The organism is Halomonas terrestris (genome assembly GCF_049166755.1).
In the GTDB taxonomy this organism is placed as follows: Bacteria; Pseudomonadota; Gammaproteobacteria; order Pseudomonadales; family Halomonadaceae; genus Halomonas.
Window position 1 is genome coordinate 80,478 of sequence record NZ_JBMHFZ010000004.1, and the last position, 22,211, is coordinate 102,688.

19 protein-coding genes are annotated in these 22,211 nt (G+C 70.3%); 9 read left to right on the forward strand and 10 right to left on the reverse strand.

What is annotated here, in order from left to right:
• Window positions 1-44: 44 nt before the first annotated feature.
• The 6 genes from ACOMD9_RS05895 to ACOMD9_RS05920 form a co-directional block, all read right to left on the reverse strand.
• Window positions 45-818: an enoyl-CoA hydratase-related protein gene (locus ACOMD9_RS05895; protein ID WP_421412760.1), complete on the reverse strand. Its 774-nt coding sequence runs from the start codon at window positions 816-818 to the stop codon at window positions 45-47.
• A 137-nt stretch (window positions 819-955) separates the two neighbouring features.
• On the reverse strand, window positions 956-1,804 hold the full coding sequence (locus ACOMD9_RS05900) for a 3-hydroxybutyryl-CoA dehydrogenase (protein WP_421412761.1): 849 nt from the start codon (window positions 1,802-1,804) through the stop codon (window positions 956-958).
• Between the two features lie 160 nt (window positions 1,805-1,964).
• Complete coding sequence (locus tag ACOMD9_RS05905; RefSeq protein ID WP_421412762.1) at window positions 1,965-3,596, reverse strand: acyl-CoA synthetase; 1,632 nt, start codon at window positions 3,594-3,596, stop codon at window positions 1,965-1,967.
• A gap of 69 nt (window positions 3,597-3,665) precedes the next feature.
• Entirely contained in the window at window positions 3,666-5,474 is a 1,809-nt protein-coding gene (locus ACOMD9_RS05910) for an acyl-CoA dehydrogenase (RefSeq protein ID WP_421412763.1), read from the reverse strand.
• 83 nt (window positions 5,475-5,557) lie between these two features.
• Window positions 5,558-6,979: an MFS transporter gene (locus tag ACOMD9_RS05915; RefSeq protein ID WP_421412765.1), complete on the reverse strand. Its 1,422-nt coding sequence runs from the start codon at window positions 6,977-6,979 to the stop codon at window positions 5,558-5,560.
• 217 nt (window positions 6,980-7,196) lie between these two features.
• Window positions 7,197-7,835, reverse strand: coding sequence for a methyltransferase domain-containing protein (locus ACOMD9_RS05920; protein WP_421412767.1), 639 nt, complete (start codon window positions 7,833-7,835; stop codon window positions 7,197-7,199).
• Window positions 7,836-7,875: 40 nt separating this feature from the next.
• On the opposite strand from ACOMD9_RS05920, the gene ACOMD9_RS05925 reads away from it, so the two are divergent.
• The 5 genes from ACOMD9_RS05925 to ACOMD9_RS05945 all read left to right on the forward strand — a co-directional run bounded on the left by ACOMD9_RS05925 (window position 7,876) and on the right by ACOMD9_RS05945 (window position 12,702).
• Window positions 7,876-8,268: a VOC family protein gene (locus ACOMD9_RS05925; protein WP_421412768.1), complete on the forward strand. Its 393-nt coding sequence runs from the start codon at window positions 7,876-7,878 to the stop codon at window positions 8,266-8,268.
• Window positions 8,269-8,437: 169 nt separating this feature from the next.
• A complete protein-coding gene (locus tag ACOMD9_RS05930) occupies window positions 8,438-8,749 on the forward strand; it encodes a DUF4870 family protein (protein WP_421412970.1) in 312 nt (103 codons plus the stop codon).
• A gap of 2 nt (window positions 8,750-8,751) precedes the next feature.
• Window positions 8,752-9,681 (forward strand): lysophospholipid acyltransferase family protein, encoded by a 930-nt coding sequence (locus ACOMD9_RS05935; RefSeq protein ID WP_421412769.1) that lies wholly within the window; start codon window positions 8,752-8,754, stop codon window positions 9,679-9,681.
• 131 nt (window positions 9,682-9,812) lie between these two features.
• Window positions 9,813-10,472: a TetR/AcrR family transcriptional regulator gene (locus tag ACOMD9_RS05940; protein ID WP_421412771.1), complete on the forward strand. Its 660-nt coding sequence runs from the start codon at window positions 9,813-9,815 to the stop codon at window positions 10,470-10,472.
• Between the two features lie 193 nt (window positions 10,473-10,665).
• Entirely contained in the window at window positions 10,666-12,702 is a 2,037-nt protein-coding gene (locus tag ACOMD9_RS05945; protein ID WP_421412773.1) for an oxidoreductase, read from the forward strand.
• Window positions 12,703-12,723: 21 nt separating this feature from the next.
• Here the strand turns inward: ACOMD9_RS05945 and ACOMD9_RS05950 are convergent, their stop codons facing one another.
• From ACOMD9_RS05950 to ACOMD9_RS05965, 4 genes are read right to left on the reverse strand one after another with little or no spacing between them, the layout of a single operon-like run.
• Window positions 12,724-14,127: a mannose-1-phosphate guanylyltransferase/mannose-6-phosphate isomerase gene (locus tag ACOMD9_RS05950; protein ID WP_421412775.1), complete on the reverse strand. Its 1,404-nt coding sequence runs from the start codon at window positions 14,125-14,127 to the stop codon at window positions 12,724-12,726.
• A 45-nt stretch (window positions 14,128-14,172) separates the two neighbouring features.
• Window positions 14,173-14,727: a cytochrome b gene (locus ACOMD9_RS05955; protein WP_421412776.1), complete on the reverse strand. Its 555-nt coding sequence runs from the start codon at window positions 14,725-14,727 to the stop codon at window positions 14,173-14,175.
• Window positions 14,724-15,296, reverse strand: coding sequence for a YceI family protein (locus ACOMD9_RS05960; RefSeq protein WP_421412777.1), 573 nt, complete (start codon window positions 15,294-15,296; stop codon window positions 14,724-14,726). The genes ACOMD9_RS05955 and ACOMD9_RS05960 overlap by 4 nt, the downstream gene beginning before the upstream one ends.
• Before the next feature lie 28 nt (window positions 15,297-15,324).
• Window positions 15,325-16,974, reverse strand: a complete 1,650-nt coding sequence (locus ACOMD9_RS05965) for an alkaline phosphatase family protein (protein ID WP_421412779.1) — start codon at window positions 16,972-16,974, stop codon at window positions 15,325-15,327.
• Between the two features lie 190 nt (window positions 16,975-17,164).
• Between ACOMD9_RS05965 and ACOMD9_RS05970 the strand changes: the two genes are divergently transcribed.
• Genes ACOMD9_RS05970 through ACOMD9_RS05985 form a run of 4 tightly spaced genes read left to right on the forward strand, consistent with a single transcriptional unit; the run spans window position 17,165 to window position 22,203 of the window.
• On the forward strand, window positions 17,165-18,727 hold the full coding sequence (locus tag ACOMD9_RS05970) for an OpgD/OpgG family glucan biosynthesis protein (RefSeq protein ID WP_421412781.1): 1,563 nt from the start codon (window positions 17,165-17,167) through the stop codon (window positions 18,725-18,727).
• Window positions 18,699-20,606 carry a glucans biosynthesis glucosyltransferase MdoH gene (gene mdoH / locus ACOMD9_RS05975; RefSeq protein ID WP_421412782.1) on the forward strand — a complete coding sequence of 636 codons (1,908 nt, stop codon included), beginning with the start codon at window positions 18,699-18,701 and terminating at the stop codon, window positions 20,604-20,606. Before ACOMD9_RS05970 ends, mdoH begins: the two co-directional genes overlap by 29 nt.
• Window positions 20,603-21,394 carry an FkbM family methyltransferase gene (locus ACOMD9_RS05980; protein ID WP_421412784.1) on the forward strand — a complete coding sequence of 264 codons (792 nt, stop codon included), beginning with the start codon at window positions 20,603-20,605 and terminating at the stop codon, window positions 21,392-21,394. Before mdoH ends, ACOMD9_RS05980 begins: the two co-directional genes overlap by 4 nt.
• Window positions 21,391-22,203 (forward strand): creatininase family protein, encoded by an 813-nt coding sequence (locus tag ACOMD9_RS05985; RefSeq protein ID WP_421412785.1) that lies wholly within the window; start codon window positions 21,391-21,393, stop codon window positions 22,201-22,203. Before ACOMD9_RS05980 ends, ACOMD9_RS05985 begins: the two co-directional genes overlap by 4 nt.
• The last annotated feature ends 8 nt before the right edge of the window (window positions 22,204-22,211 follow it).

Sequence of the window (22,211 nt, forward strand, 5' to 3'; positions counted from 1 at the left end):
GCACTGCGCCACTGCCGTCGTCGTGAACGGCGCTACCCGATGATTCAGAAGTTCGGCTTGCGCTTCTCGACGAAGGCGCTCATGCCCTCGGTCTGCTCCTCGCCGGCGAAGCAGAAGGCGAACAGCGCGGTCTCCAGCGCGAGCGCGCTGTCCAGGTCCTGGTCCATGCCGTCGTGGATCGCCTGCTTCGCGGCGCGCACGGACTGCGGGCCGTTGCCGCCGAGTTGCCGGGCAAGCTCCTCGGCGTAGGCCTCGAGTTCCGCCTGGGGCATCACACGATTGACCAGGCCGATGCGCAGGGCCTCGCCGGCATCGATCTTGCGGCCGGTGGTGCACAGGTCCAGCGCCATGGCCGGGCCGACCCGACGCGGCAGGCGCTGGGTGCCGCCGAAGCCGGGGATCACGCCCAGCAGCACCTCCGGCTGGCCGAAGATGGCGTTGTCACTGGCCACCGCCCAGTCGCAGGCCAGGGCCAGCTCGCAGCCGCCGCCCAGGCAGAAGCCGTTGACCAGGGCCACGGTGGGCACCGGCAGGGTCTCCAGGCGCTTGAGGGTCCGCAGCGCCTGTCTGGCAAAATCGCGTGCCTGCTCAGGGGACTTCTCGCGCATCTCGGCGATGTCGGCGCCGGCCACGAAGGCCTTCTCGCCGGCCCCGGTGATCAGCACGGCACGCAGGTTATCGCGGGCCTCCAGGTCGGACAGCACGCTGTCGAGTTCGGCCAGCACGTCGCTGTTCAGCGCATTCAGCGCCTTGGGGCGGCTGATGGTCAGGCGCACGATGCCGGCGCTGTCGACCACCTCGATCAGCTTCTCGCTCATGTGGGGCTCCTTGCTTGTTGTCTGGACGATACCGACCAACCCTAGCGAACGCTTGGTTGGGCGGCAATCCCCTCTTGGAAGTATCAGCGATCAGGAAGCGTTCGATTCACGTCACGAGCGCAGTAGTGAATCGTCGCTTACTGGTAGACGTGGAAGCCGCGGCCGGTCTTCCGCCCCAGGTAACCGGCGGCCACCATGCGCCTGAGCAGCGGGCAGGGGCGGTACTTGGGATCGCCGAAGCCCTCCTGCAGCACCTCCATGATGGAGAGGCAGACGTCCAGGCCGATCAGGTCGGCCAGGGCCAGCGGGCCCAGGGGGTGGGCGGCGCCCAGCTTCATGGATTCGTCGATATCCTCGGCGCTGGCGACGCCCTCCTGGAGCAGGAAGGCCGCCTCGTTGATCATCGGCACCAGCAGGCGGTTGACCGCGAAGCCGGGGGAGTCGGCGATGGCCACGGCGGTCTTGCCCAGCGCCTCGGTCAGCGCCTCGATGCGTGCCACGGTGGCGTCACTGGTCTGCTCGGCACGGATCACCTCGACCAGTTTCAGCACCGGCACCGGGTTGAAGAAGTGCATGCCCACCACCCGCTCGGGGCGCTCGCACACCGCGGCGAGCCGGGTCAGCGACAGCGATGAGGTGTTGGAGGCGAGTATCGCGTCGTGGGTCAGGCGGCTCAGGTCGCGGAACAGTTTCTCCTTGAGCGCCGGCTGCTCGGGGGCCGCCTCGATGATCACCTCGCAGTCGCGCAGGGCATCCAGCGCGGTGGAGGTCGCCAGGCGCGCCATGGCGGCGTCCTTGTCGGCGGCCGCGAGCTTCTCCTTGGCCACCAGCTTGCCCAGGCCCTTGTCGATGGTGCCGCGGGCACGTTCCAGCTGCTCGTCGGCCACGTCGTAGAGCTGCACGTCAAAGCCGCTCTGCACCAGTACCTGGGCGATGCCCTGCCCCATGGTGCCGGCGCCGACGACGCCGATCGGTTGTTGGCTCATTTGCACTCTCCTCGATCTCTTCTTGTGGGGTGATGCCGCGGTGGCCCGCCCCTTTGGGGTCAGACCCCAGCCAAGCCACCAAGCCTATCACCGTGCGCTTCTCAAGCGGGGTTGCCCGCCGCCGGGTCTGACCCCAAAGAGCCTCCCGGGCGGCGGATCGTTACTGCTTGCGCGCTTCTTCGCGCAGCACGAACTTCTGGATCTTGCCGGTGGAGGTCTTGGGCAGCTCGGTGAAGATCACCGTCCTGGGCGCCTTGAAGTGCGCCAGGCGATCGCGGCAGTGATTGATGATGTCGGCCTCGGTCACCTCGCCGTAGCCCACCTTGAGCTTGACGAAGGCGCAGGGGGTCTCGCCCCACTTCTCGTCGGGCTTTGCCACCACCGCGGCCTCCTGCACCGCCGGGTGCGCGTAGATGGCGTCCTCCACCTCGATGGTGGAGATGTTCTCGCCGCCGGAGATGATGATGTCCTTGGAGCGGTCCTTGATCTCGATGTAGCCGTCAGCATGCCAGACGGCGAGGTCGCCGGTATGGTACCAGCCGCCCTCGAGGGCCTGCTCGGTGGCCGCCTCGTTCTTCAGGTAGCCCTTCATCACGTTGTTGCCACGCATCAGGATCTCGCCGATGGTCTCGCCGTCCTTGGGCACCGGCTCCAGGGTGTTGGGGTCGGCCACGCAGAGCGCCTCGAGCATGGGGTAGCGCACCCCCTGGCGAGACTTGAGCCTGGCCCGCTCCTCCATGGGCAGCTCGTTCCACGCCTCGCGCCAGGCGCAGGAGGTCACCGGGCCATAGACCTCGGTGAGGCCGTAGACGTGGGTCACGTCGATGCCGAGGGTCTCCACGCCGGCGATCACCGAGGCGGGCGGCGCGGCGCCGGCGGTGGTGACCTTCACCGGGTGGTCGAAGTCGCGCTTGTCCTGGTCCGGCAGGTTGACCAGGCCGTTGAGCACGATGGGCGCGCCGCTGAAGTGGGTCACCCCCTCGTCGGCGATCAGGTCCATGACCTTCTTCGGCTCGACCTTGCGCAGGCAGACGCTGGTGCCGGCGGCGGCGGCGATGGTCCAGGGGAAGCACCAGCCGTTGCAGTGGAACATCGGCAGAGTCCAGAGGTAGACCGGGTGGTGGGGCATCGCCCACACCAGGATGTTGCTGACGGCGTTCAGGTAGGCGCCGCGGTGGTGGTAGACCACCCCCTTGGGCTTGCCGGTGGTGCCGGAGGTGTAGTTGAGCGAGATCGCCTGCCACTCGTCCTCGGGCAGCCGGTAGGGGTGCGCCGGGTCGCCCTCGGCCAGCAGCGCCTCGTACTCCACCTCGCCGATGGCGCGGCCGTCGGCCATGAACTGCGCGTCCGCCACGTCGATGATCAGCGGCTTGTTCTCGAGTTTGGCCACCGCCTCCTCGATGACGTCGGCGAACTCCGGGTCGACCAGGATCGCCCTGGCCTCGCCGTGCTCCAGCATGTAGGCGATCGCCTCGGCGTCCAGGCGGATGTTCAGGGTGTTGAGCACGCAGCCGGCCAGGGGCACGCCGAAGTGGGCCTCGAACATGGCCGGCACGTTGGGCAGCATCGCCGCCACCGCCTGGCCGGGCTTGACGCCGCGCTTCGCCAGCGCCGAGGCGAGTCGCCGGCAGCGCTCCCAGGTGGTGCCCCAGTCGCGGCGGATCTCGCCATGGACCACCGCCGGGTAGTCCGGGTAGACCGAGGCGGTGCGCTCGATGAAGGTCAGCGGCGACAGCGCCACGTGGTTGGCCGGCGTCTGCGGCAGGCCCTGTTCGAAGATGCTCTGGCTCATGATTGGCTCCGTGGAGTTGTCCGGGAAGCACGCCGCCGGCGCGGGGCCGGCGGCGACAGGAAGGCGGAACTACTGGGCGGCAGCGTCGAAGGCGGCGAGGCTCACCATGCCGGCCTCGATCACCGCGCGCTGGGCGCGGCCCACCGGCAGCCACTGTCGGATAGCGTAGTCGGCGCTCTGCTGCTTGGCCTGGTAGAAGGGGTCCGGCCGTCCGGGCTCATCGCGGCCGTTGGCGATAGCCGCGCTGGCCGCCAGCGCCGCCCGGCCCATCTGCCAGGCGCACAGCACGTGGCCGGCGAGATTCAGGAAGGGGGTGGCATAGGCCTGGACGGCATCGGCGCCACTCTCCGGGTCGGCGCCCGCTTCCAGCACCACGGCCATGGCGGCGCGCAGGTCGGCGGCGCCCCCGGCCAGGCTCTCGCCCAGGGCGGCATGCTCACTGTTCGCCTGGAGGGCCGCCGCGGTGGCCTCCACCTGGTCGATCAGGTCCTCGAGGGCCGCACCGCCATCGCGCTGCAGCTTGCGCCCGGCCAGGTCCAGCGCCTGGATGCCGTTGGTGCCCTCGTAGATGGGGGCGATGCGCGCATCGCGCAGCAGCTGGGCGGCACCGGTCTCCTCGATGAAGCCCATGCCGCCGTGCACCTGGATGCCCAGGGAGGCGATCTCCACGGCCTGGTCGGTGGAGAAGGCCTTGACCACCGGGATCAGCACATCGACCCGCGCCTGGGCGGCGGCACGCTCGCCCTCGTCGGCGGCGTGGCGAGCCAGGTCGAGCTGGGCGGCGCAGTAGAGGGCGAGCGCGCGCAGGGCATCGGTGCGGGCGCGCATGGAGAGCAGCATGCGGCGCACGTCGAGATGGTCGCTGATGGTGCAGTCGCTGCGGCCGGAGCGCGGGCTGCGGCCCTGGGTACGCTCCAGGGCGTAGGCGAAGGCATGCTGGCAGGCGCGCTCCGCCACGCCGATGCCCTGGATCCCCACCTTGTGGCGGGCCTCGTTCATCATGGTGAACATGTGGTTGAGGCCGCGCCCCTCCTCACCCACCAGGTAGCCGATGGCGCCCTCCCCCTCGCCGAAGCTCAGGGTGCAGGTGGGGGAGCCGTGGATGCCCAGCTTGTGCTCGATGGAGGCGCAGGTGACGTCGTTGCGCTCGCCGAGACTGCCGTCGGCGTTGACCAGGAACTTGGGCACCAGGAACAGCGAGATCCCCTTGTTGCCCTCGGGGGCATCGGGCTTGCGCGCCAGCACCAGGTGGATGATGTTCTCGACGGCGTCGTGCTCGCCCCAGGTGATGTAGATCTTCTGGCCGAAGAGCCGGTAGCTGCCGTCCTCCTGGGGCAGGGCGCGGGTGCGCACCCTGGAGAGGTCCGAGCCGGCCTGGGGCTCGGTGAGGTTCATGGTGCCGGTCCAGGTGCCCTCGACGAGCTTCGGCAGGTAGGTGGCCTTCTGCGCGTCGCTGCCGTGGTGAGCCAGGGCCTCGATGGCGCCGGCGGTGAGCATGGGACAGAGGCCCAGCGCCATGTTGGCACCGTGGAGCATCTCCTGCACGGCGCTGGCCACCACCTCGGGCAACCCCTGGCCGCCCAGCGCCTCGGAGACGCCGATACCGTTCCAGCCGCCCTCGGCGTAGGCGCGGTAGGCCTCGGCGAACCCCTCGGGGACGGTCACGCCGCCGTCGTCGCGGCGGGTGCAGCCCTGGTGGTCGCCGCTGGCGTTGAGCGGCGCCCACACCTCGCCGGCCAGCCTGGCGGCCTCCTCCAGCACGGCCTCCACCAGGTCGGGGCTGGCCTCCTCGAAGCCGGGCAGCGCAAGCGAGCCGTGCTCGAGCAGTTCCTCCAGCACGAAGCGGATGTCGCGGACGGGGGAGGCAAAGGGGGTCATCGAAGCACCTCTGGGGAAAAATGATAACGATGATAGTAGATTCACTACTTTTCGTTAACCATTATCCCTAGGTCTTAGGCCCCTCAGTCGCGGGAGGGCAGCGACTCGAAGCCGGGCAGCTCCTCCTGGACCGGCTCGCCCCCGTCCATGGCCTCGCCCTCGTAGAAGTAGGCGATATGCGCCTCATCGGGGGGCGGCGGCCCGACCAGCGGCTCGGCGACCTCCACCTCGGGCACCGCCTCGGAGAGGTCCTCCACGTGCTCGTGCTCGATGGCCCCCTGGACCAGCTCCTCGGTGACCGCCAGCTCGGCACCCACCGACGACATCGGCGTGGAGGGCGCGAAGGGCGCCACCGGCACCGGCGCCGGACGCACGCTGCGCCGCCAGGCGAAGAAGCCCACCAGGGCCAGCCCCAGCGCCCCGAAGGCCCAGAACAGGCCGGCATCGCCCAGTGTCGCCATGACCGGCGAGATCAGCGGCGGGCTGACGGTGGAGCCGATGGCGTTGATCAGCAGCAGGCCCTGGCTCATGCGCACCAGGGCACCGGCCGGGGCACGGTCGGCGGCGTGGCTTACCGCCACCGGGTAGAGCGCGAAGACGCCGCCACCCAGCAGGAACATCAGGCCGGCGAGCACCCAGGTGTTGAGCGGCAGCCACAGCATGCCGGCGGAGATCAGCGTGCAGAAGGCCCCGATCAGGATCAGCACCAGCTGGCGGTCGTGGCGATCGGACCAGCGGCCGATGGGGTACTGCAACAGCATGGCGCCGAGCACCACCACCGCCATCATCTGGCCGACCTGGTTCACCGTCAGGCCCACGCGCTGCAGGTAGAGCGGCAGAAGGGTATAGACGGCGGCCACGGCGATCCCCGAGCCGAAGCTGCCCATCACGCCGGTGGGCGTGAGGGTGATCAGCCGCATCGGCGACAGTGGCTCGGCATGTTCGATCAGCGGCGAGACCCGAGGGATCATGGCCATCGGCAGCACCGACAGCGAGGCCAGCAGGCCGATCACCATGAAGGGCGCGGTCACCCCCATGGCATCGGTCACCCCCAGCAGCAGCTGGCCGATCACCCCGGCGGCATAGAGGGAGATCATGTAGAGCGCCAGCAGGCGCCCGCGTACCGTCTGTTCACCGGAGGTGAGCAGCCAGCTCTCGATCACCAGGTAGACGCCGACGGTGGCCCAGCCGCCGATCAGGCGCAGCACGAACCAGGCCCAGGGCTCGAAGAACAGCCCCTGCAGCAGCACGGTCACCGCCACCAGCGAGGCGAAACTGCCGTAGGCACGGATATGGCCGATGCGCAGCAGCAGCCGGTCGTTGAACATGGCGCCCAGCGCCAGGCCGATGAAGTAGGCCGACGACACCCAGCCGATCACCACCGGCGACTCGCCGGCGGCGTCCAGGCGCAGGGTGATCAGGGTGGCCAGGAAGCCGTTGCCGATCCCGAGGATGAAGAGCCCCAGCAGGGGTGCCAGGGCCATGGCCAGCAGTTGCCGCGACATGCACGCGCCTCACAGCAGCAGATGAAAACGAAGGAGAGAAAGAGTGGCAGACATTATCGGCCAGCGCCTTGTCGGCGGACAGGTCCGGCGACTCCCGAACAGGCCGACGCCATACCGGAGCGCGCGAATCATACGCCCGGGCCCCGGGAAGTCAATCGCCACGGTGGCATGCCCCACCCGGCACCCGTCCGGCGAACGGGCCCCCAGGCGCAGGCAGCTATCGTTTCTGCAGCAACACGACGTCCGCGGCGGGGAACTCGAGGTCCATCCCCAGCTGCCCGGCCAGCCACGCGAAGCTCGACTCGCTGAAGAAGCAGACATGGGTGGGATCGAGGATGTAGTGCCAGCCGGCGAACGCCTCCCGGTCGGTGACCCGCTTGGTCATCAGGCCCAGCCAGCCACCCGGGGGCAGCATGGCGGCCAACCTCGCGAGCTCGCGACCGGGCTCGAAGAGGTGTTCGACCACCTCGGTGGCGGTGATGAAGTCGTACAGCTGTTCCAGCACCGAGGCATCCGGCGCATAGAAGGGGTCGTAGATCGCCATGGGGTGTCCCGCCTCCTCGAACATCACCGACAGGGTCGGCCCGGGCCCGGCGCCGAAGTCGAGGCCCCGGTCACCGGGCGCGAGCCGCGCGCGCAGCGGCTCGGCGAGCCGCGACAGGAAACGGCGATAGCCGGGGTCGTCCGGGGAGTTCTCGTGCCGGTCGTAGACCGCCCGTTCCGCCGCCGGGTCGAGGCGCTGCGCGGCAGGGACGAACACCAGGCCACACCGCCGGCAGCGGTGATAGTCGCGCCGGGCATCGCGGTGGTAATGGAGCGTATCGCGAGATGCACATAGCGGGCAGGTCGGCATCATCGTATCCTCTGTGCCAGAACAATCTTTCAAGGAGATGTGAATGCTGTCAGGTCTGGACCACCTGGTCATCACCGTGACCGACATTTCCCGCGCCGTGGACTTCTACTCCCGGGTGCTGGGGCTCGACGTGCGCTATCGTGACCGCGAGCGCGTCGACCTGATGCTCGGCGACCTGGCGCTGCGGCTGCACTGGACCGACACCGACGTCAGCCCCAGGGCGGCCACCCCCACGCCCGGCAGCCTCGACCTCTGCCTGCGCAGCCTGCTGCCGCTGGACGAGGTCAAGCGTCACCTGGAGGCGCTGGATGTCGAGGTGGAACTGGGCCCGGTGCCTCGTCAGGGGGCCACCGGCGAGATCGAATCGCTCTACCTGCGCGACCCGGACGGCAACCTGCTGGAGATCAGCCGACCGCATCGACCGGACGCCAGCTGACCCTGCCGGCTCGACCGGCACTGCCGGTGGCAATGTCGCCGGCGGCCGGTATCATGGGCGCCTGACACACGCCCAGCTTCAGGGACGACCCATGAACGACGATTTCCGGAATGACAGGGTGCAGAACGACCACGTGACCATCGACCGGGGCAAGTCGCCGGACACCACCATGGCCATGGTGATCTACGCCCTCTACCTGGCCAGCTTCGTGGTCGGTTTCACCTCGGTGATCGGGGTGGTCATCGCCTATGTCTACAGCGGCAAGGGGCCCGAGTGGCTCGATGAGCACTACCGCTACCAGATCCGCACCTTCTGGATCGGCCTGCTCTACTCGGTCATCGCCTTCATGCTGGCGCTGGTAGTGATCGGCATTCCCCTGCTGCTGGCCCTGGCCGTGTGGTTGATCGTGCGCTGCGTCAAGGGGTTCAAGGGCCTGCAGGAAAGGCGGGCGCCCGACAACGTGGATACCTGGCTGATCTGAGCATGGCCACACCGGAGTCCCGTTCCAGTCGCTTCCAGTCCCGCGCCATCGCCACCCTCTGGCGGCTGCTCGCCGGCCGGCGCCTGTCGACGCTGTGGCGTCTCTCGCGCCTGGCTGGCCCGCTGGTGCACCGCTTCAGCCGCCGCGAACGGGAGGTCACCGCGATCAACCTGGCCCAGGTCTATCCCGACCGGGGAGAGGCCGAACGGCGACGGCTGGCGCGCGAGAGCCTGACCCACTCCACCGCCACCATGCTGGAGCTGGGCTTCGCCTGGATGGCCAGGCCGGAACGGGTGGCGGCGTCGATCCTCGAGGTGAACGGCCGCGAGTTGCTCGACGAGGCCCGCGCCGAGGGCCGCGGGGTCATCGTGCTGGCCCCGCACTTCGGCAACTGGGAGGTGCTCAACTTCTGGCTCTCCCGCCACTTCCCCTTCACCGCCATGTACGAGCCGCCGAAGCTCGCCGAGCTCGACGCCGTGACCCGGGAAGGGCGCGAGCGCATGGGGGCCAGCCTGGTGCCCACCAACCCCCGCGGCGTCGCCGCCCTGCTCAAGGCGCTCAAGCGCGGCGAGGCGATCGGCATCCTGCCCGACCAGGAGCCGGACTGGGGCAGCGGCGTCTTCGCCGCCTTCTTCGGCCGCCCCGCCTACACCGCCACCCTGCTGCCCAAGCTGGTGGCCCGTACCGAGGCCCGGGTGGTCACCGGCGTGGCGAGACGCCTGCCCGGCCGCGGCTTCGCGATCCACTTCCTGGCCGCCGACGAGCGCGTCTACTCGACCGACGAGACCGTCTCCGCCACCGGCGTCAACGCCTGCGTGGAGGCCGCCATCGCCCTGGATCCGGCCCAGTACCAGTGGGAGTACAAGCGCTACCGCAAGGTGATCCAGAAGCTCGAGGGGCACCCCGAGCACGAGTCGTTCCGGCTCTATTGAGCCGCAGGTCAGCAATCGATCCCTCGGCGCGATGCGCCTTCGTGTGCATCGACCTGACACCCATGTACACTCCGGACTTCTCCAGCGCCTTTCCTGACACGCTGTGTTCCGGGACCAGGGAGACCGCCCCGATGCCATCCGCCGATCACCACGACACCCGATGGAAAGGCTCCCGCGAGGCCTGGCTCGATGCGGCCTTCGAGTTGCTGCTCGAGTCCGGCGTGGACAGCGTGCGGATCCTGCCGCTGGCGAAGCGGCTCAATCTCTCGCGCACCAGCTTCTACTGGTTCTTCAAGGACCGCGAGGCGTTGCTGGACGCCCTGATCGAACGCTGGCGGGAGAAGAATACCCGCGGCCTGGTACGACAGACCGAGGCCTATGCCGAGAACATCACCGAGGCGATCCTGAACGTCTTCGACTGCTGGCTGGACCCCGGGCTGTTCGATTCGCAACTGGAATTCGCGATGCGCAGCTGGGCGCTGCAGTCGGACGCGGTATCCCGGGAGATCGATGTCGCCGACGAGGCGCGCATCGAGGCGCTGACGCGGATGTTCGTCGCCCACGGCTATGACGGCCTGGCGGCCAATGTGCGCGGGCGCACCATCTACCTGACCCAGATCGGCTATATCTCCATGAAGACCCGGGAGTCGCTGGCGGTGCGCATGGCGCGCATCCCCTCCTATGTGGAGATATTCACCGGTCAGCCCCCCACGCCCCGGGAACTCAAGCGCTTCCATGCCCGGCACGGTGACTCCCCCTCGGATGGCGATGAGGGCCTGGCCTCGTCCTGAGCCACCGCTGGAGTGGCTCCGAGCATCCCCGCCACGCCATCGGCATGCCTGATTGCGCCGGCTTCCGAGCCAGGCAGCGCCCTGGCCTGGTCATCGCGCGTCGCACAATGTACACCTATGAACACAAAACAAACCACACTGTACATTCACGCTGCCAAGCCCCCGAGAACAACAAGGACCCCGAGGCCCGACCATGGCGAACGACCCGCTGCTGCAGCCCTTCCAGCTCAAGCATCTGACCCTGAAGAACCGGATCATGATGACGTCCCACGAGCCCGCCTACCCCGAGGACGGGATGCCCAAGGCGCTCTATCGCGCCTACCACGTCGAGCGCGCCAGGGCCGGCCTTGGCCTGACCATGACGGCCGGGTCCGCGGCGGTGGCCAGGGACAGCCCGCCGGTGTTCAACAACATCCTGGCCTACAGGGACGAGGTGGTGCCCTGGATGCGCGAGCTGACCGACGCCTGCCACGAGCACGGCACCGCGGTGATGATCCAGCTGACCCACCTGGGCCGGCGCACCCGCTGGGACAAGGGAGACTGGCTGCCGGCGGTATCGGCCTCCCACCGCCGCGAAGCGTCCCATCGCGCCTTTCCCAAGCAGGTCGAGGAGTGGGATATCGAGCGCCTGGTCCACGACTACGCCGATGCCGCCGAGCGCATGCACGCGGCCGGCCTCGATGGCATCGAGCTGCAGGCCTATGGCCACCTGATGGACCAGTTCTGGTCGCCGCTGACCAATACCCTGGAGGGGTCCTATGGCGGGGATCTCGACAACCGGCTGCGCTTCACCTTCGACGTGCTGCGCGCCATCCGCCAGCGGGTCGGCGAGGCGTTCATCGTCGGCGTTCGCTACACCGGCGACGAGATGCTGCCGGGGGGGCTTGCGGCCGGCGACGGCATGGAGATCTCCCGGCGTCTGAAGGAGAGCGGCCTGGTCGACTTCCTCAATGTGGTCCGTGGGCATATCGACACCGACGCGGGGCTCACCGACGTGATTCCCATCCAGGGCATGCCCAGCGCCCCGCATCTGGACTTCGCCGGCGAGATCCGTCGCGAGGTCGACTTTCCCACCTTCCATGGCGCCAAGATCCAGGACGTCGCCACCGCCCGCCATGCCATCGCCTCGGGCAAGGTCGACATGATCGGCATGACCCGTGCCCACATGGCCGACCCCCACATCGTGCGCAAGATCGTCGAGGGGCGCGAGGAGGAGATCCGCCCCTGCGTCGGCGCCAACTACTGCCTCGACCGCATCTACCAGGGCGGCGCCGCCTACTGCATCCACAACGCCGCCACCGGACGGGAAACCACCATGCCCCACGCCATCCCCAGGGCGGCACAGCAACGCCGGATGGTGATCATCGGCGCCGGACCCGCGGGGCTGGAGGCCGCCCGGGTCGCCGGCGAGCGGGGGCACGAGGTGGTGGTGCTGGAGGCCGCCAGCGACGCCGGCGGCCAGGTGCGCCTCACCGCCCAGAGCGAGCGCCGCCGGGAGATGATGGGCATCATCGACTGGCGCCTGGCGCGCTGCGAGGCCCTCGGCGTCGAGATCCGCTACAACGTCTGGGCCGAGGTCGAGGACGTGCTCGCCGAGAAGCCGGACGTGGTGATCGTGGCCACCGGCGGCTACCCCCTGGAAGACCGGCCAGCGGTCGGGCACGACCTGGTGGTCAACACCTGGGGTATCCTGTCCGGACACGTGGCACCGGGGAAGCGGGTGCTGCTGTTCGACGAGGCCGGCGATCATGCCGCCCTGCAGGCGGCGGAGATCGTTGCCACCGCCGGGGCCGAGCTCGAGATCATGACACCCGACCGCACCTTCTCGGCGGAGATCATGGCCATGAACCTGGTGCCCTACATGCGCGCCCTGCAACGGCCAAACGTCACCTTCACGCCCACCTATCGGCTGAAGTCCGTGGAGCGCGACGGCGGCGAGCTGCTGGCCACTATCAGCAGCGACTATCTGGATCTGAACCATGCGCGACGCATCGATCAGGTGGTGGTCAACTTCGGCATCACGCCGATGGCCGACATCTATTTCGAGCTGAAGCCGCACTCGAGCAACGGCGGCGCGGTGAACTACGACGACCTGATCGTCGGCCGGCCCCAGGCCGTCGTGCGTAACCCGCACGGCAGCTTCCAGCTGTTCCGGATCGGCGACGCCGTCGAGTCCCGGAACACCCATGCCGCCATCTACGACGCCCTGCGGCTGGTCAAGGACCTTTGAGACGCTTGGGCATGAGAAAGGTCACTCCCGCCCGTAGCGGTCTTCGAGGCGCACGATGTCGTCCTCGCCCAGGTAGCTGCCGGACTGCACCTCGATCAGCTCCAGGGGAGCTCGCCCGGGGTTCTCCAGGCAGTGCACCCGCCCCACGGGGATGAAGGTCGACTCGTTCTCGCCCACCAGGAAGGTCTCGTCGTCCAGGGTCACCCGGGCGGTGCCGCTGACCACGATCCAGTGCTCGGCGCGATGGTGGTGAAGCTGCCGCGACAGCCGCGCGCCGGGCTTCACCGTGATGTGCTTGACCTGGTGGCGCTCGCCGGCGTCCACCGTCTCGTAGTGCCCCCAGGGGCGGATGACCGTGGGGGTCTGGCGGGTCTCCGGGCGGCCACCGGCCTCGAGGCGGTCGACCAGGCCGCGCAGCGCCTGGCTGCGGGCGCGGTCGGCCACCAGCACCGCGTCACGGGTCTCGACGATCACCAGGTCCGCCACCCCCAGGGTCGCCACCAGCCGAGACTCGGCGTGCACCAGCAGCCCGCGGCTCGCCTCGCAGGCCACGTCGCCGCGCAGGGCATTGCCGTCGCCGTCGCGGGGCAGCACCTCCCACAGCGCCTGCCAGGAGCCGATGTCGCTCCAGCCCGCGTCCAGCGGCACCATGGCCGCCCGGTCGGTGTGTTCCATCACCGCCACGTCGAAGGAGTTCGCCGGGCACGCCAGGAAGGCCGCTTCCACGGGGCGCAGGAAGTCCAGGTCGGTCGCGGCGCCCGCCAGGGCCTGGCGGCAGGCCACGAGGATCGCCGGGGCGTGGCTCGCCAGGGCCGCCAGGGCGTCCGCCGGGCGCAGCATGAAGATCCCGCTGTTCCAGTAGTGGTCGCCGGCGGCGAGGAAGGCCTCGGCGGTGGCGGCATCGGGCTTCTCGACGAAGCGCACCACCTCGAAGCCGCCGCACAGGGGCTCGCCGGACTGCAAATAGCCGAAGCCCGTCTCGGCACGGGTCGGCACCACGCCGAAGGTGACGATCCGGCCCCCCTCGGCCAGGCGGGCGGCGCACTCCAGGGCATCGCGGAAGGCGCCCTCGTCGCCCAGGTGATGGTCCGAGGGCAGCACCAGCAGCGGCCCCTCATGCCCCTCGCGATCCGCCAGCAGGGCCGCCAGGGCGATGGCCGGGGCGGTGCCGCGTCCCTCGGGCTCGAGCAGCAGGGTCGCCCCCTCGACACCGGCCCGGCGCAGCTGCTCGGCCGCCAGGAAGCGGTGCGCCTCGTGACAGATGACGATGGGCGGCGCGACCGCCAGCCCATCGAGCCGGGACAGGGTCCGGGCCAGCAGACTGCGGTCGTCCTCCAGGGAGAGGAACTGCTTGGGGCGCGCCCGGCGCGACAGCGGCCAGAGCCGCACGCCGTTGCCACCGGCCAGGATCACGGGCGTGAACACGGGGTATCTCCTCCTTCGGCTGGCGACGCCAGCGGCGACACGACCTCAACGGCCGACCAGCATCCGCCGCAGCGTCGCGTCCCGGTCGATGACATGGTGCTTGAGCGCACCGCCCAGGTGCAGGGCGATACCCAGCATCAGCAGCCAGCCGAGCCACTGGTGCAGGGTGTAGAAGAGGGTCTCCAGCCACTCGCTGGGCGACAGCAGGTGCGGCAGTTCGACCAGGCCGAACACCCGGGTGGGTATCTCCAGCGTCGAGGCCGAGGCCATCAGGTAGCCGGTGATCGGCATGACCAGCAGCAGCACGTAGAAGAGCCCATGCACCCAGCGCGCCAGGCGGTGCTCCCAGGCCCGGGCCGGCAGCGGTGGCGGTGGCGGGTCCCACAGGCGCCAGCCCAGGCGCAGCAGCATCAACAGCCAGACCAGCACGCCCACCGACTTGTGGAGCTGGAACAGCTCGAACTGGCGGAAGACGTCTTCGACCCCGCCCATGTAGAGCCCCAGCCCCAGCAGGAAGAGCACCAGGCCGGCCACCAGCCAGTGCAGCAGCCGTGCCACCAGGCCCCAGCCGGCGGCGTGATTGCGCCAGGCGAGGCTCACGGCGCCACCAGCTCGAGGGCGAAGTCGACGTGCACCTCGTGCTTCACCGTGCCCTCGGTGCGCCAGGCGCCGCGCCCGACGTCGAAGTCGGTGCGGTCGAGTGACAGGCGGCCCTCGGCCCGTACCCGCTCGCCGTCACTCCCCCAGCCGACCGGCACCTCCAGGGGGTAGCTCTCGCCGAGCACCTCGAGTTCACCCTCGACGTGCAGCTCGCCCGGCGCCGGCTCATGGATGGCGGTGCTGCGATAGACGATCCTCGGGTGGGACTCGACGTCGAACCAGTTCCGGCCATGCAGCATGTCATCGACCATGGCGCTGCCGCTGGTGATGCTCGCCGAGTGCAACACCAGCACCAGGCTCCCGCTGGCCGGGTCATCCGGGTCGCCCTCGAGCTCGACGTCGAAGGCCTCGACTCGCGTCACCGCCTCGCGACCGTCGGCGGTGCCGATCAACTCGATGTGGCTGGCCTCGCGATCCAGCTCCCAGGCAGAGGCCCCGGGGGCCGTCAGCAGCGACAGGCCCGCTGCCGCAGTCAGAATCCCTGCCGCCGTGAAATGTCGTCGCGTCATGCTGCCTCCGGGCCCTGCGGCCGCCCCGTCATCGTTCGTTCGGCACCGTCCGGACCCGCACGTCTCCGGAACGGCTGCCGAAATCCTCGTGCAGCCAGCCGCGCAGGCGCTCCATCCCGGGGCGATCGACGCCGGCCTGCGCATCGTCCGGAGGCGGCAGGGTGCCGGTGACGAAACCGCGGGCCAGGAAGGGCTCGAGCAGCGCCGGGGCACCGCTGATGACGTGCACCGGTACGCCCCCACTGGTCTCCTCGCCGGTGATGAGGGGTGCGGCCTGATGGTCCCCCAGCAGGATCAGCAGGGTGTCGTCGTCGACGAACTCCTCGGCCCAGCGCGTGCTGGCATGTAAAGCGTAGTCCAGCGACATGGCGTAGTGGTCCCGTACCCGCTCGAGATCCTGCCACAGCACCTCGGGAGGATCGCCGGCATCGGCCCAGCGCCGGAAGACACTGCCGTCGCCCACCTCGCTCCAGTCATCGAGCACCGGAATGACCGGCGTCCAGGGGGCATGGCTGCTGATCAGGGCGATCTGGGCGAACAGTGGCTCGCGAGCGGACGGGGGCATGGGCGGACCGCCGCTCCTGAGGTGCTTCTCGAAATAGTGCAGGGTGAACTGGTCGGGCATGGTCACCCAGTTCAGTGCCGGACCGGCGTAGTCGATGTCGGCGGCGGCGTGGATCTCGTCGAAGCCGTAGGCCTCGCCCTCGGGCCAGGCCAGGGTGATGGCGGGCATCACGGTGAGGGTGCGGTGGCCGGTGGCGCGGAAGTCGTCCACCAGGGTGGCCTGGTCACTCGCCAGCATCAGCCGATACCAGAGCGGGTTGTCGATCCGCAGTCCGCTCAGGATGCTGGCATGGGCCAGCCACGACTGGCCACCGCGGATCGGTGCCTCCAGGGTGCCCGAGACCACCGACAGGCCCGCCGCCTCGAAGCGCTCGGCCATCTCCTCGAGCCGTGGCACGACCCTGCCCGCATAGCGCTCGTCGAACAGCGCCGCGACGCCGTAGGACTCCACGAACACCAGCAGGACGTCCCGGCCGGCCAGCCCCTCCAGTGCCTGCGCCGGCGCCGGCGACTCGGCCATGCGGACGACGAAGTCGCGGTGGGCACGATGCGTCTCGACCAGCTGCTGCCCCTGGAAGCGCAGGGTGTCCAGCAGCGGGGTGCGCGCCACCGGCAGCAGCCTGGGGTGATGGAACTCGGTGGCCACCAGGGTGCCGCTCGCCGCCAGCATCACCCCCGCCAGCCCCGCGGCCAGGCCACCACGCGCCAGGCCCTGGAGCCCGCACAGAAGACGCGACAGCAGCCAGATCCCCAGCACGGTCAGCAGGAGGCCCAGCAGCGATGCCGCCAGGGCGACCACCCGCCCCAGGTTGCCCTCCAGCAGGTGGAAGACCGAACGCAACAGGGGCAGGTCCAGATAGAGGTTGAGCGAGCGCCCGAAGGCCACATGGGTGGCGGCATCCCCCAGGGCGGCCAGCATCGCCGCCACCACGGCCACCAGTACCGGCCAGCGCAGCCAGGCGACTCGGCCGCCTGCCGGCAGCAGGGCCAGCAGGGCCGCCAGCAGCAGGGCCTCCAGGGCGATCCAGCGCATCGACAGCCCGCCGAAGCGCAGCCAGAGCGGCAGCAGCAGCAGGACGTTGAGCAGGGCCGCCCCCATCAGCAGTCGCAGCATGGCGAGGAATCCTCGGATGAAGGGCCGTGACGCGGCCCTGCCGTTGAGGATAGCGCACCGGCATTCAGTATACATTTACCCCATGATGTACAAGTGTTGTGGAATCACGCCTCTCCCGAGCGTCGTCCCGAGGGGCGTGCAGGATCGGCCGTCCATGACGACACTGTGTCGAGAACCCGGAGAAGCTGTCATGCCCCTGCCGTCTCGCCTCCTGCGACTGCTTGCCCTGCTGGCCCTGCTCGGCATGCCCGGACTGGCCCCGGCGGCGACTTCCGCGGCCGACCTGGAGGCACTGTTCGCGGCGGTCGGCGAGCGGGCCGAGGCGCTCGCTGCCGCCCCCTACCGCTACCGGCCACCGCCCCTGCCCGAGGCGCTGCGAAAGCTCGACTACGACACCTACCGGCAGATCCGCTTTCGCCCCGAAGCCGCCCTGTGGGGCGACGAAGGGCTCTTCTCGGTGCAGCTGTTCCACACCGGTTTCCTGTTCGACTCGCCCGTGCGGCTCCACCTGGTGGAGGGCGGCGAGGCATCCCCACTGCCCTTCGACCCGGCACGCTTCCGCTACGACGACCAGGCCGCCGCGCTGCTCGAGCACGACCTGGAGGGGGCCGGCCACGCCGGCTTCCGCCTGCACTTCCCGCTCAACCGCGCCGACCACCAGGACGAGTTCCTGGTCTTCCTGGGCGCCTCCTACTTCCGCATGGTGGGGCGCGGCCAGGGCTACGGCCTCTCGGCTCGGGGGCTGGCCATCGACACCGCGACTCCCCGGGGCGAGGAGTTCCCGGCGTTCCGCGAGTTCTGGCTGGTGCGCCCGGCCCCGGACGCCACGCGCATGACGGTGCTCGCGCTACTCGACAGCCCCTCGCTGGCCGGCGCCTACCGTTTCGACATCGCCCCGGGACGCGACGTCACGGTGGATATCGAGGCCCGCCTGTTCGCCCGTCGCGACCTGGGCAAGCTGGGCATCGCCCCGCTGACCAGCATGTTCGCCCACGGCGACACCACCCCGCGGGCGGTGGATGACCACCGCCCGGCGGTGCACGATTCCGACGGCCTGCTGGTGCATACCGGACGCGGCGAATGGATCTGGCGGCCGCTGACCAACCCGCGCACCCTGCGCGTCTCGTCGCTGCGCGACCACCACCCGAGCGGCTTCGGCCTGGCCCAGCGCGAGCGCGACTTCGCCCGCTACCTGGACCTGGAAGCCCGCTACGAGCGCCGCCCCGGCCAGTGGGTCGAACCGCTGGAGGGCTGGGGATCCGGTGGCGTGGAACTCGTCGAGATTCCCGCCGAGAACGAGACCCATGACAACATCGTCGCCTACTGGGTCGGCGACGACCCCCTGCATGCCGGCGACTCGAGGCACCTGCGCTATCGTACCCGCACCTTCGGCGCGGCCCTGCCCGAGCAGCGGCTGGCACGGGTCGAGCGAACCCGCCAGGGCTGGGGCGGCGTGCCCGGGCAGCCCGCCCCGCCACCCGGGAGCCGACGCCACTTCATGGTCGATTTCAGCGGCGGCGAACTCGAGGGACTCGCACCCGACCAGCCGGTGGAGGCGCAACTCGACACCAGCAGCGGCCGCCCGCACCACCTGCAGACCCGCCCGCTCCCCGACGGCCGCGGCTGGCGCGCCTCCTTCCGCCTCGATCCCGAGGGCCGACAGCCCGCCGACATGCGCCTGCGGCTGACCCTGCACGACGAGATCCTCAGCGAGACCTGGAATCATGTCTGGTACCCCGACGAGCAGCGCTGACATCGCCGCCCGCGGCCTCGCCGGTGGCCAACGCCTGCCCTGGCTGGCCACCCGGCGGGCGCTGCTGGCCCTGCTCGTGACCCTCACCACCCTGGTCGGTGCCGGCCTGATGCTCCGCATCCTGCAGCCCGGCGGCGTCACGGCCCTGCAGGTGATGATCCTGGTGCTCTTCACCCTCACCTTCGCCTGGATCGCCACGGCCTGCTGGTCGGCGCTGTTCGGCTTCCTGCTGCTGCTCGCCGGGCGCGATCCCCTGACCCTGGCCCGGCGTCCGGCGCTCGAGGCCGAACGGCGGCTGCCGATCACCCGGCGCACGGTACTCGCCATGCCGGTGCACAACGAGGCTCCTGCCCGTGTGGTGGCCGCCCTTCAGGCCAGTGCCGAGTCGCTGATCGCCACCGGCGAGGCCCGCCACTTCGAGCTCTTCGTGCTCAGCGACACCACCGACGACGCCATCGCCGAAACGGAGGCCCGGGCGGTGGCCGTCCTGCAGCAGCGACTGGAGGGCCGACTGGCGCTGCACTACCGGCGGCGCCCCGACAACACCGGGCGCAAGGCGGGCAACATCGCCGAGTTCTGCCGACGCTGGGGCGCACGCTACGACTTCCTGGTGGTGCTGGACGCCGACAGCCGCATGAGCGGCGAGGCGCTGCTGGCGCTGGTGCGGGCCATGCAGGCACGCCCCGGAACGGGGCTGATCCAGACGGTACCGCTGCCGGTGCGCCAGGCCACGCCGTTCGGGCGGCTGGCCCAGTTCGCGGCGAGCCTCTACGCGCCCATGCTGGCCGCCGGCCAGAGCTGCTGGCAGGCCGATACCGCCAACTACTGGGGTCACAACGCCATCCTGCGCCTCCCGGCCTTCATGGCCCATGGCGGCCTGCCTCGGCTGCCTGGCCGCCCGCCACTGGGGGGCGAGATCCTCAGCCACGATTTCGTCGAGGCCGCCCTGCTGCGACGGGCCGGCTGGCAGGTGCAGCTGGAGACCCGCATCGCCGGCAGTTTCGAGGAGATGCCCGGCAACCTGCTCGACTACGCCCGCCGTGACCGTCGCTGGACCCAGGGCAACCTGCAGCACCTGCGCCTGCTGGCCGCCCCGGGGCTGCACGTCCTGAACCGCCTGCACTTCGCGATGGGCGCCATGGCCTACCTCTCCTCGCTGCTGTGGCTGGGGGTGCTGCTGGCCGGCAGCCTGGACGCCACGCTGCGCGCCCAGCGCAGGGTGGCCGACTTCGACGGCGCCGCCCCGCTCTTTCCCCACTGGCCCCAGGCCCGGCCGGAGCTGATTCTCATCCTGCTCGGCGTCACCCTCGCGCTGCTGCTGCTGCCCAAGCTGCTCGGCCTGCTGCTGGCCCTGGGGCGCCGGGCCCGTGGCTATGGCGGCCGCCGCCGCCTGCTCACCGGCGCCCTGCTGGAGGCCGGCGCCGCCATCCTGTTGGCGCCGGTGATGATGGCCTTCCACAGCGCCTTCGTGCTCGGGGTGCTGACCGGCACCAGCGTCGACTGGGACGCCCAGCCCCGCGAGGGACGTGCCGTGGCCTGGCCCGCGGCGCTCCGCCACGGCGGGCCCTTCGCCCTGCTCGGGGCCCTCTGGGCGGGCCTGGTGCTGTGGCTGGCACCGACGCTGCTGTGGTGGCTCTCGCCGGTATGGTTCGCCCTGCTGCTGGCGCCGCTGCTGATCAGGGCCAGCGGCAGCCGCCGCCTGGCCGGAGCGATCACGCGCCTCGGCCTGCTGAAGACCCCGGAAGAGTGCTCGGCGAGCACCCTGCTGGGAGACCGGACGGCGCCACCGACCGGCTCCGGGTCCCTGCACCCGCCGCCCCCCGAGTCACCGGGGGAGATGCCCACCCAGCGACTGCAGCGAACGAGGAGTCCCCCATGACGGTGCTCTCCTGGCCGGCACGCCTGCGCCGCGGTCTCGGCCTGACCCGCTCGCTGCTGATCTACTGGCGCCCGGGACGCCAGCGGGGCCTGCGGCGACTCTACGCCGACTTCATCGCACCGGGAGACCTGGTCTTCGACGTGGGTGCCCACCTGGGCGATCGCACCGCCGCCTTCCAGGGGCTGGGGGCCCGGGTCGTCGCCCTGGAGCCCCAGCCGGCCCTCATCCCCTGGCTGAAGCGGCTGGTGGGCCACCGCCCCGGGGTCACCCTGCTGCCCTGCGCCGCCGGCGCCGCCCCCGGCGAGGCGGAACTGGCGGTGAGCGAGGCGACGCCGACGGTCTCCACCCTGGCCCGGGAGTGGCGTGACGCCATCGGCGAGCGCAACCCCGGCTTTCGCGACGTGCGCTGGGAACGACGCCTGCGGGTCCCGGTGACCACCCTGGATGCGCTGATCGCCGCGCATGGGCTGCCGCGCTTCTGCAAGATCGACGTGGAGGGCTACGAGGCCGAGGTGCTGGCCGGGCTCAGCCAGCCCCTGCAGGGCGTGTCGGTCGAGTTCGTCGCCGGTGCCCTGGACATCGCCGAACGCTGCGTGGCACGACTGGCCCACCTGGGCCATTATCGATTCAACGCCATCGCCGGCGAGGGCCGCCGTTTCCTGTGGTCGGAGTGGCGTTCGCCGGAGGCCACGCGCCAGTGGCTGGCCCAGGGAGGCGAGGGTCTGGCCTCAGGTGATCTCTATGCACGTCTCGACGCCTTCCCACGACCCGAGGAGCAGACGCGATGAGCCATGCACGGGACATCCCCCGCTGGCAGGATCTCACCAGCCGCGAGATGGAATTCCTGCAGAGCAATACCGTGGCGGTGATGGTGCTCGGTGCCATCGAGCAGCACGGCGCCCACCTGCCGCTCTCCACCGACCTCGATATCGGGCAGGGGCTGCTGGAGGCCGCCCTGACGCACCTCCCCGACCGCTTCCCGCTGGTGATCCTGCCGCCCATGGCGCTGGGCGCCAGCGACGAGCACCTGAGTTTCCCCGGCACCCTGAGCCTCTCGCCGGACCTCGCCATCTCCACCCTGGAAGCCTACGGCGAAGCCGTGGCCCGGGCGGGCCTCAAGCGCCTGGTGCTGGTCAACAGCCACGGGGGCAACAAGGCGGTGATGGACCTCGCCGCGCTACGGCTGCGCCGCCGGGACGGCCTGATGGTGGTCAAGGTCAACACCATGCGCATGCCGCCGCCGGGCACCCTGCCGGCCGGCGGGCTGCCGGCCGACGAGCTGCGCCACGGCCTGCACGGCGGCGCCATCGAGACCGCCATGATGCGCCACCTGGCCCCCGACAAGGTCCGCCTCGACCAGCTGGATCACCCGCGCTCACGGGGGCAGGCGATGGCGGAACAGGGATTACTGCTGGGCCCCGAGGGCGAGGCCGCGTTCGCCTGGCTGGCCGAGGACCTGAACCCCGGGGGCGTGGTGGGCAATGCCCATCTCGGCACCCCCGAGCTCGGCGAGCGGCTCGTCGCCCACTACGCCAAGCGCATCGCCCGCATCCTGCGCGAGACCCAGGCCATGGACACCGGGCGCACCCACGGCTGACCGTCGCG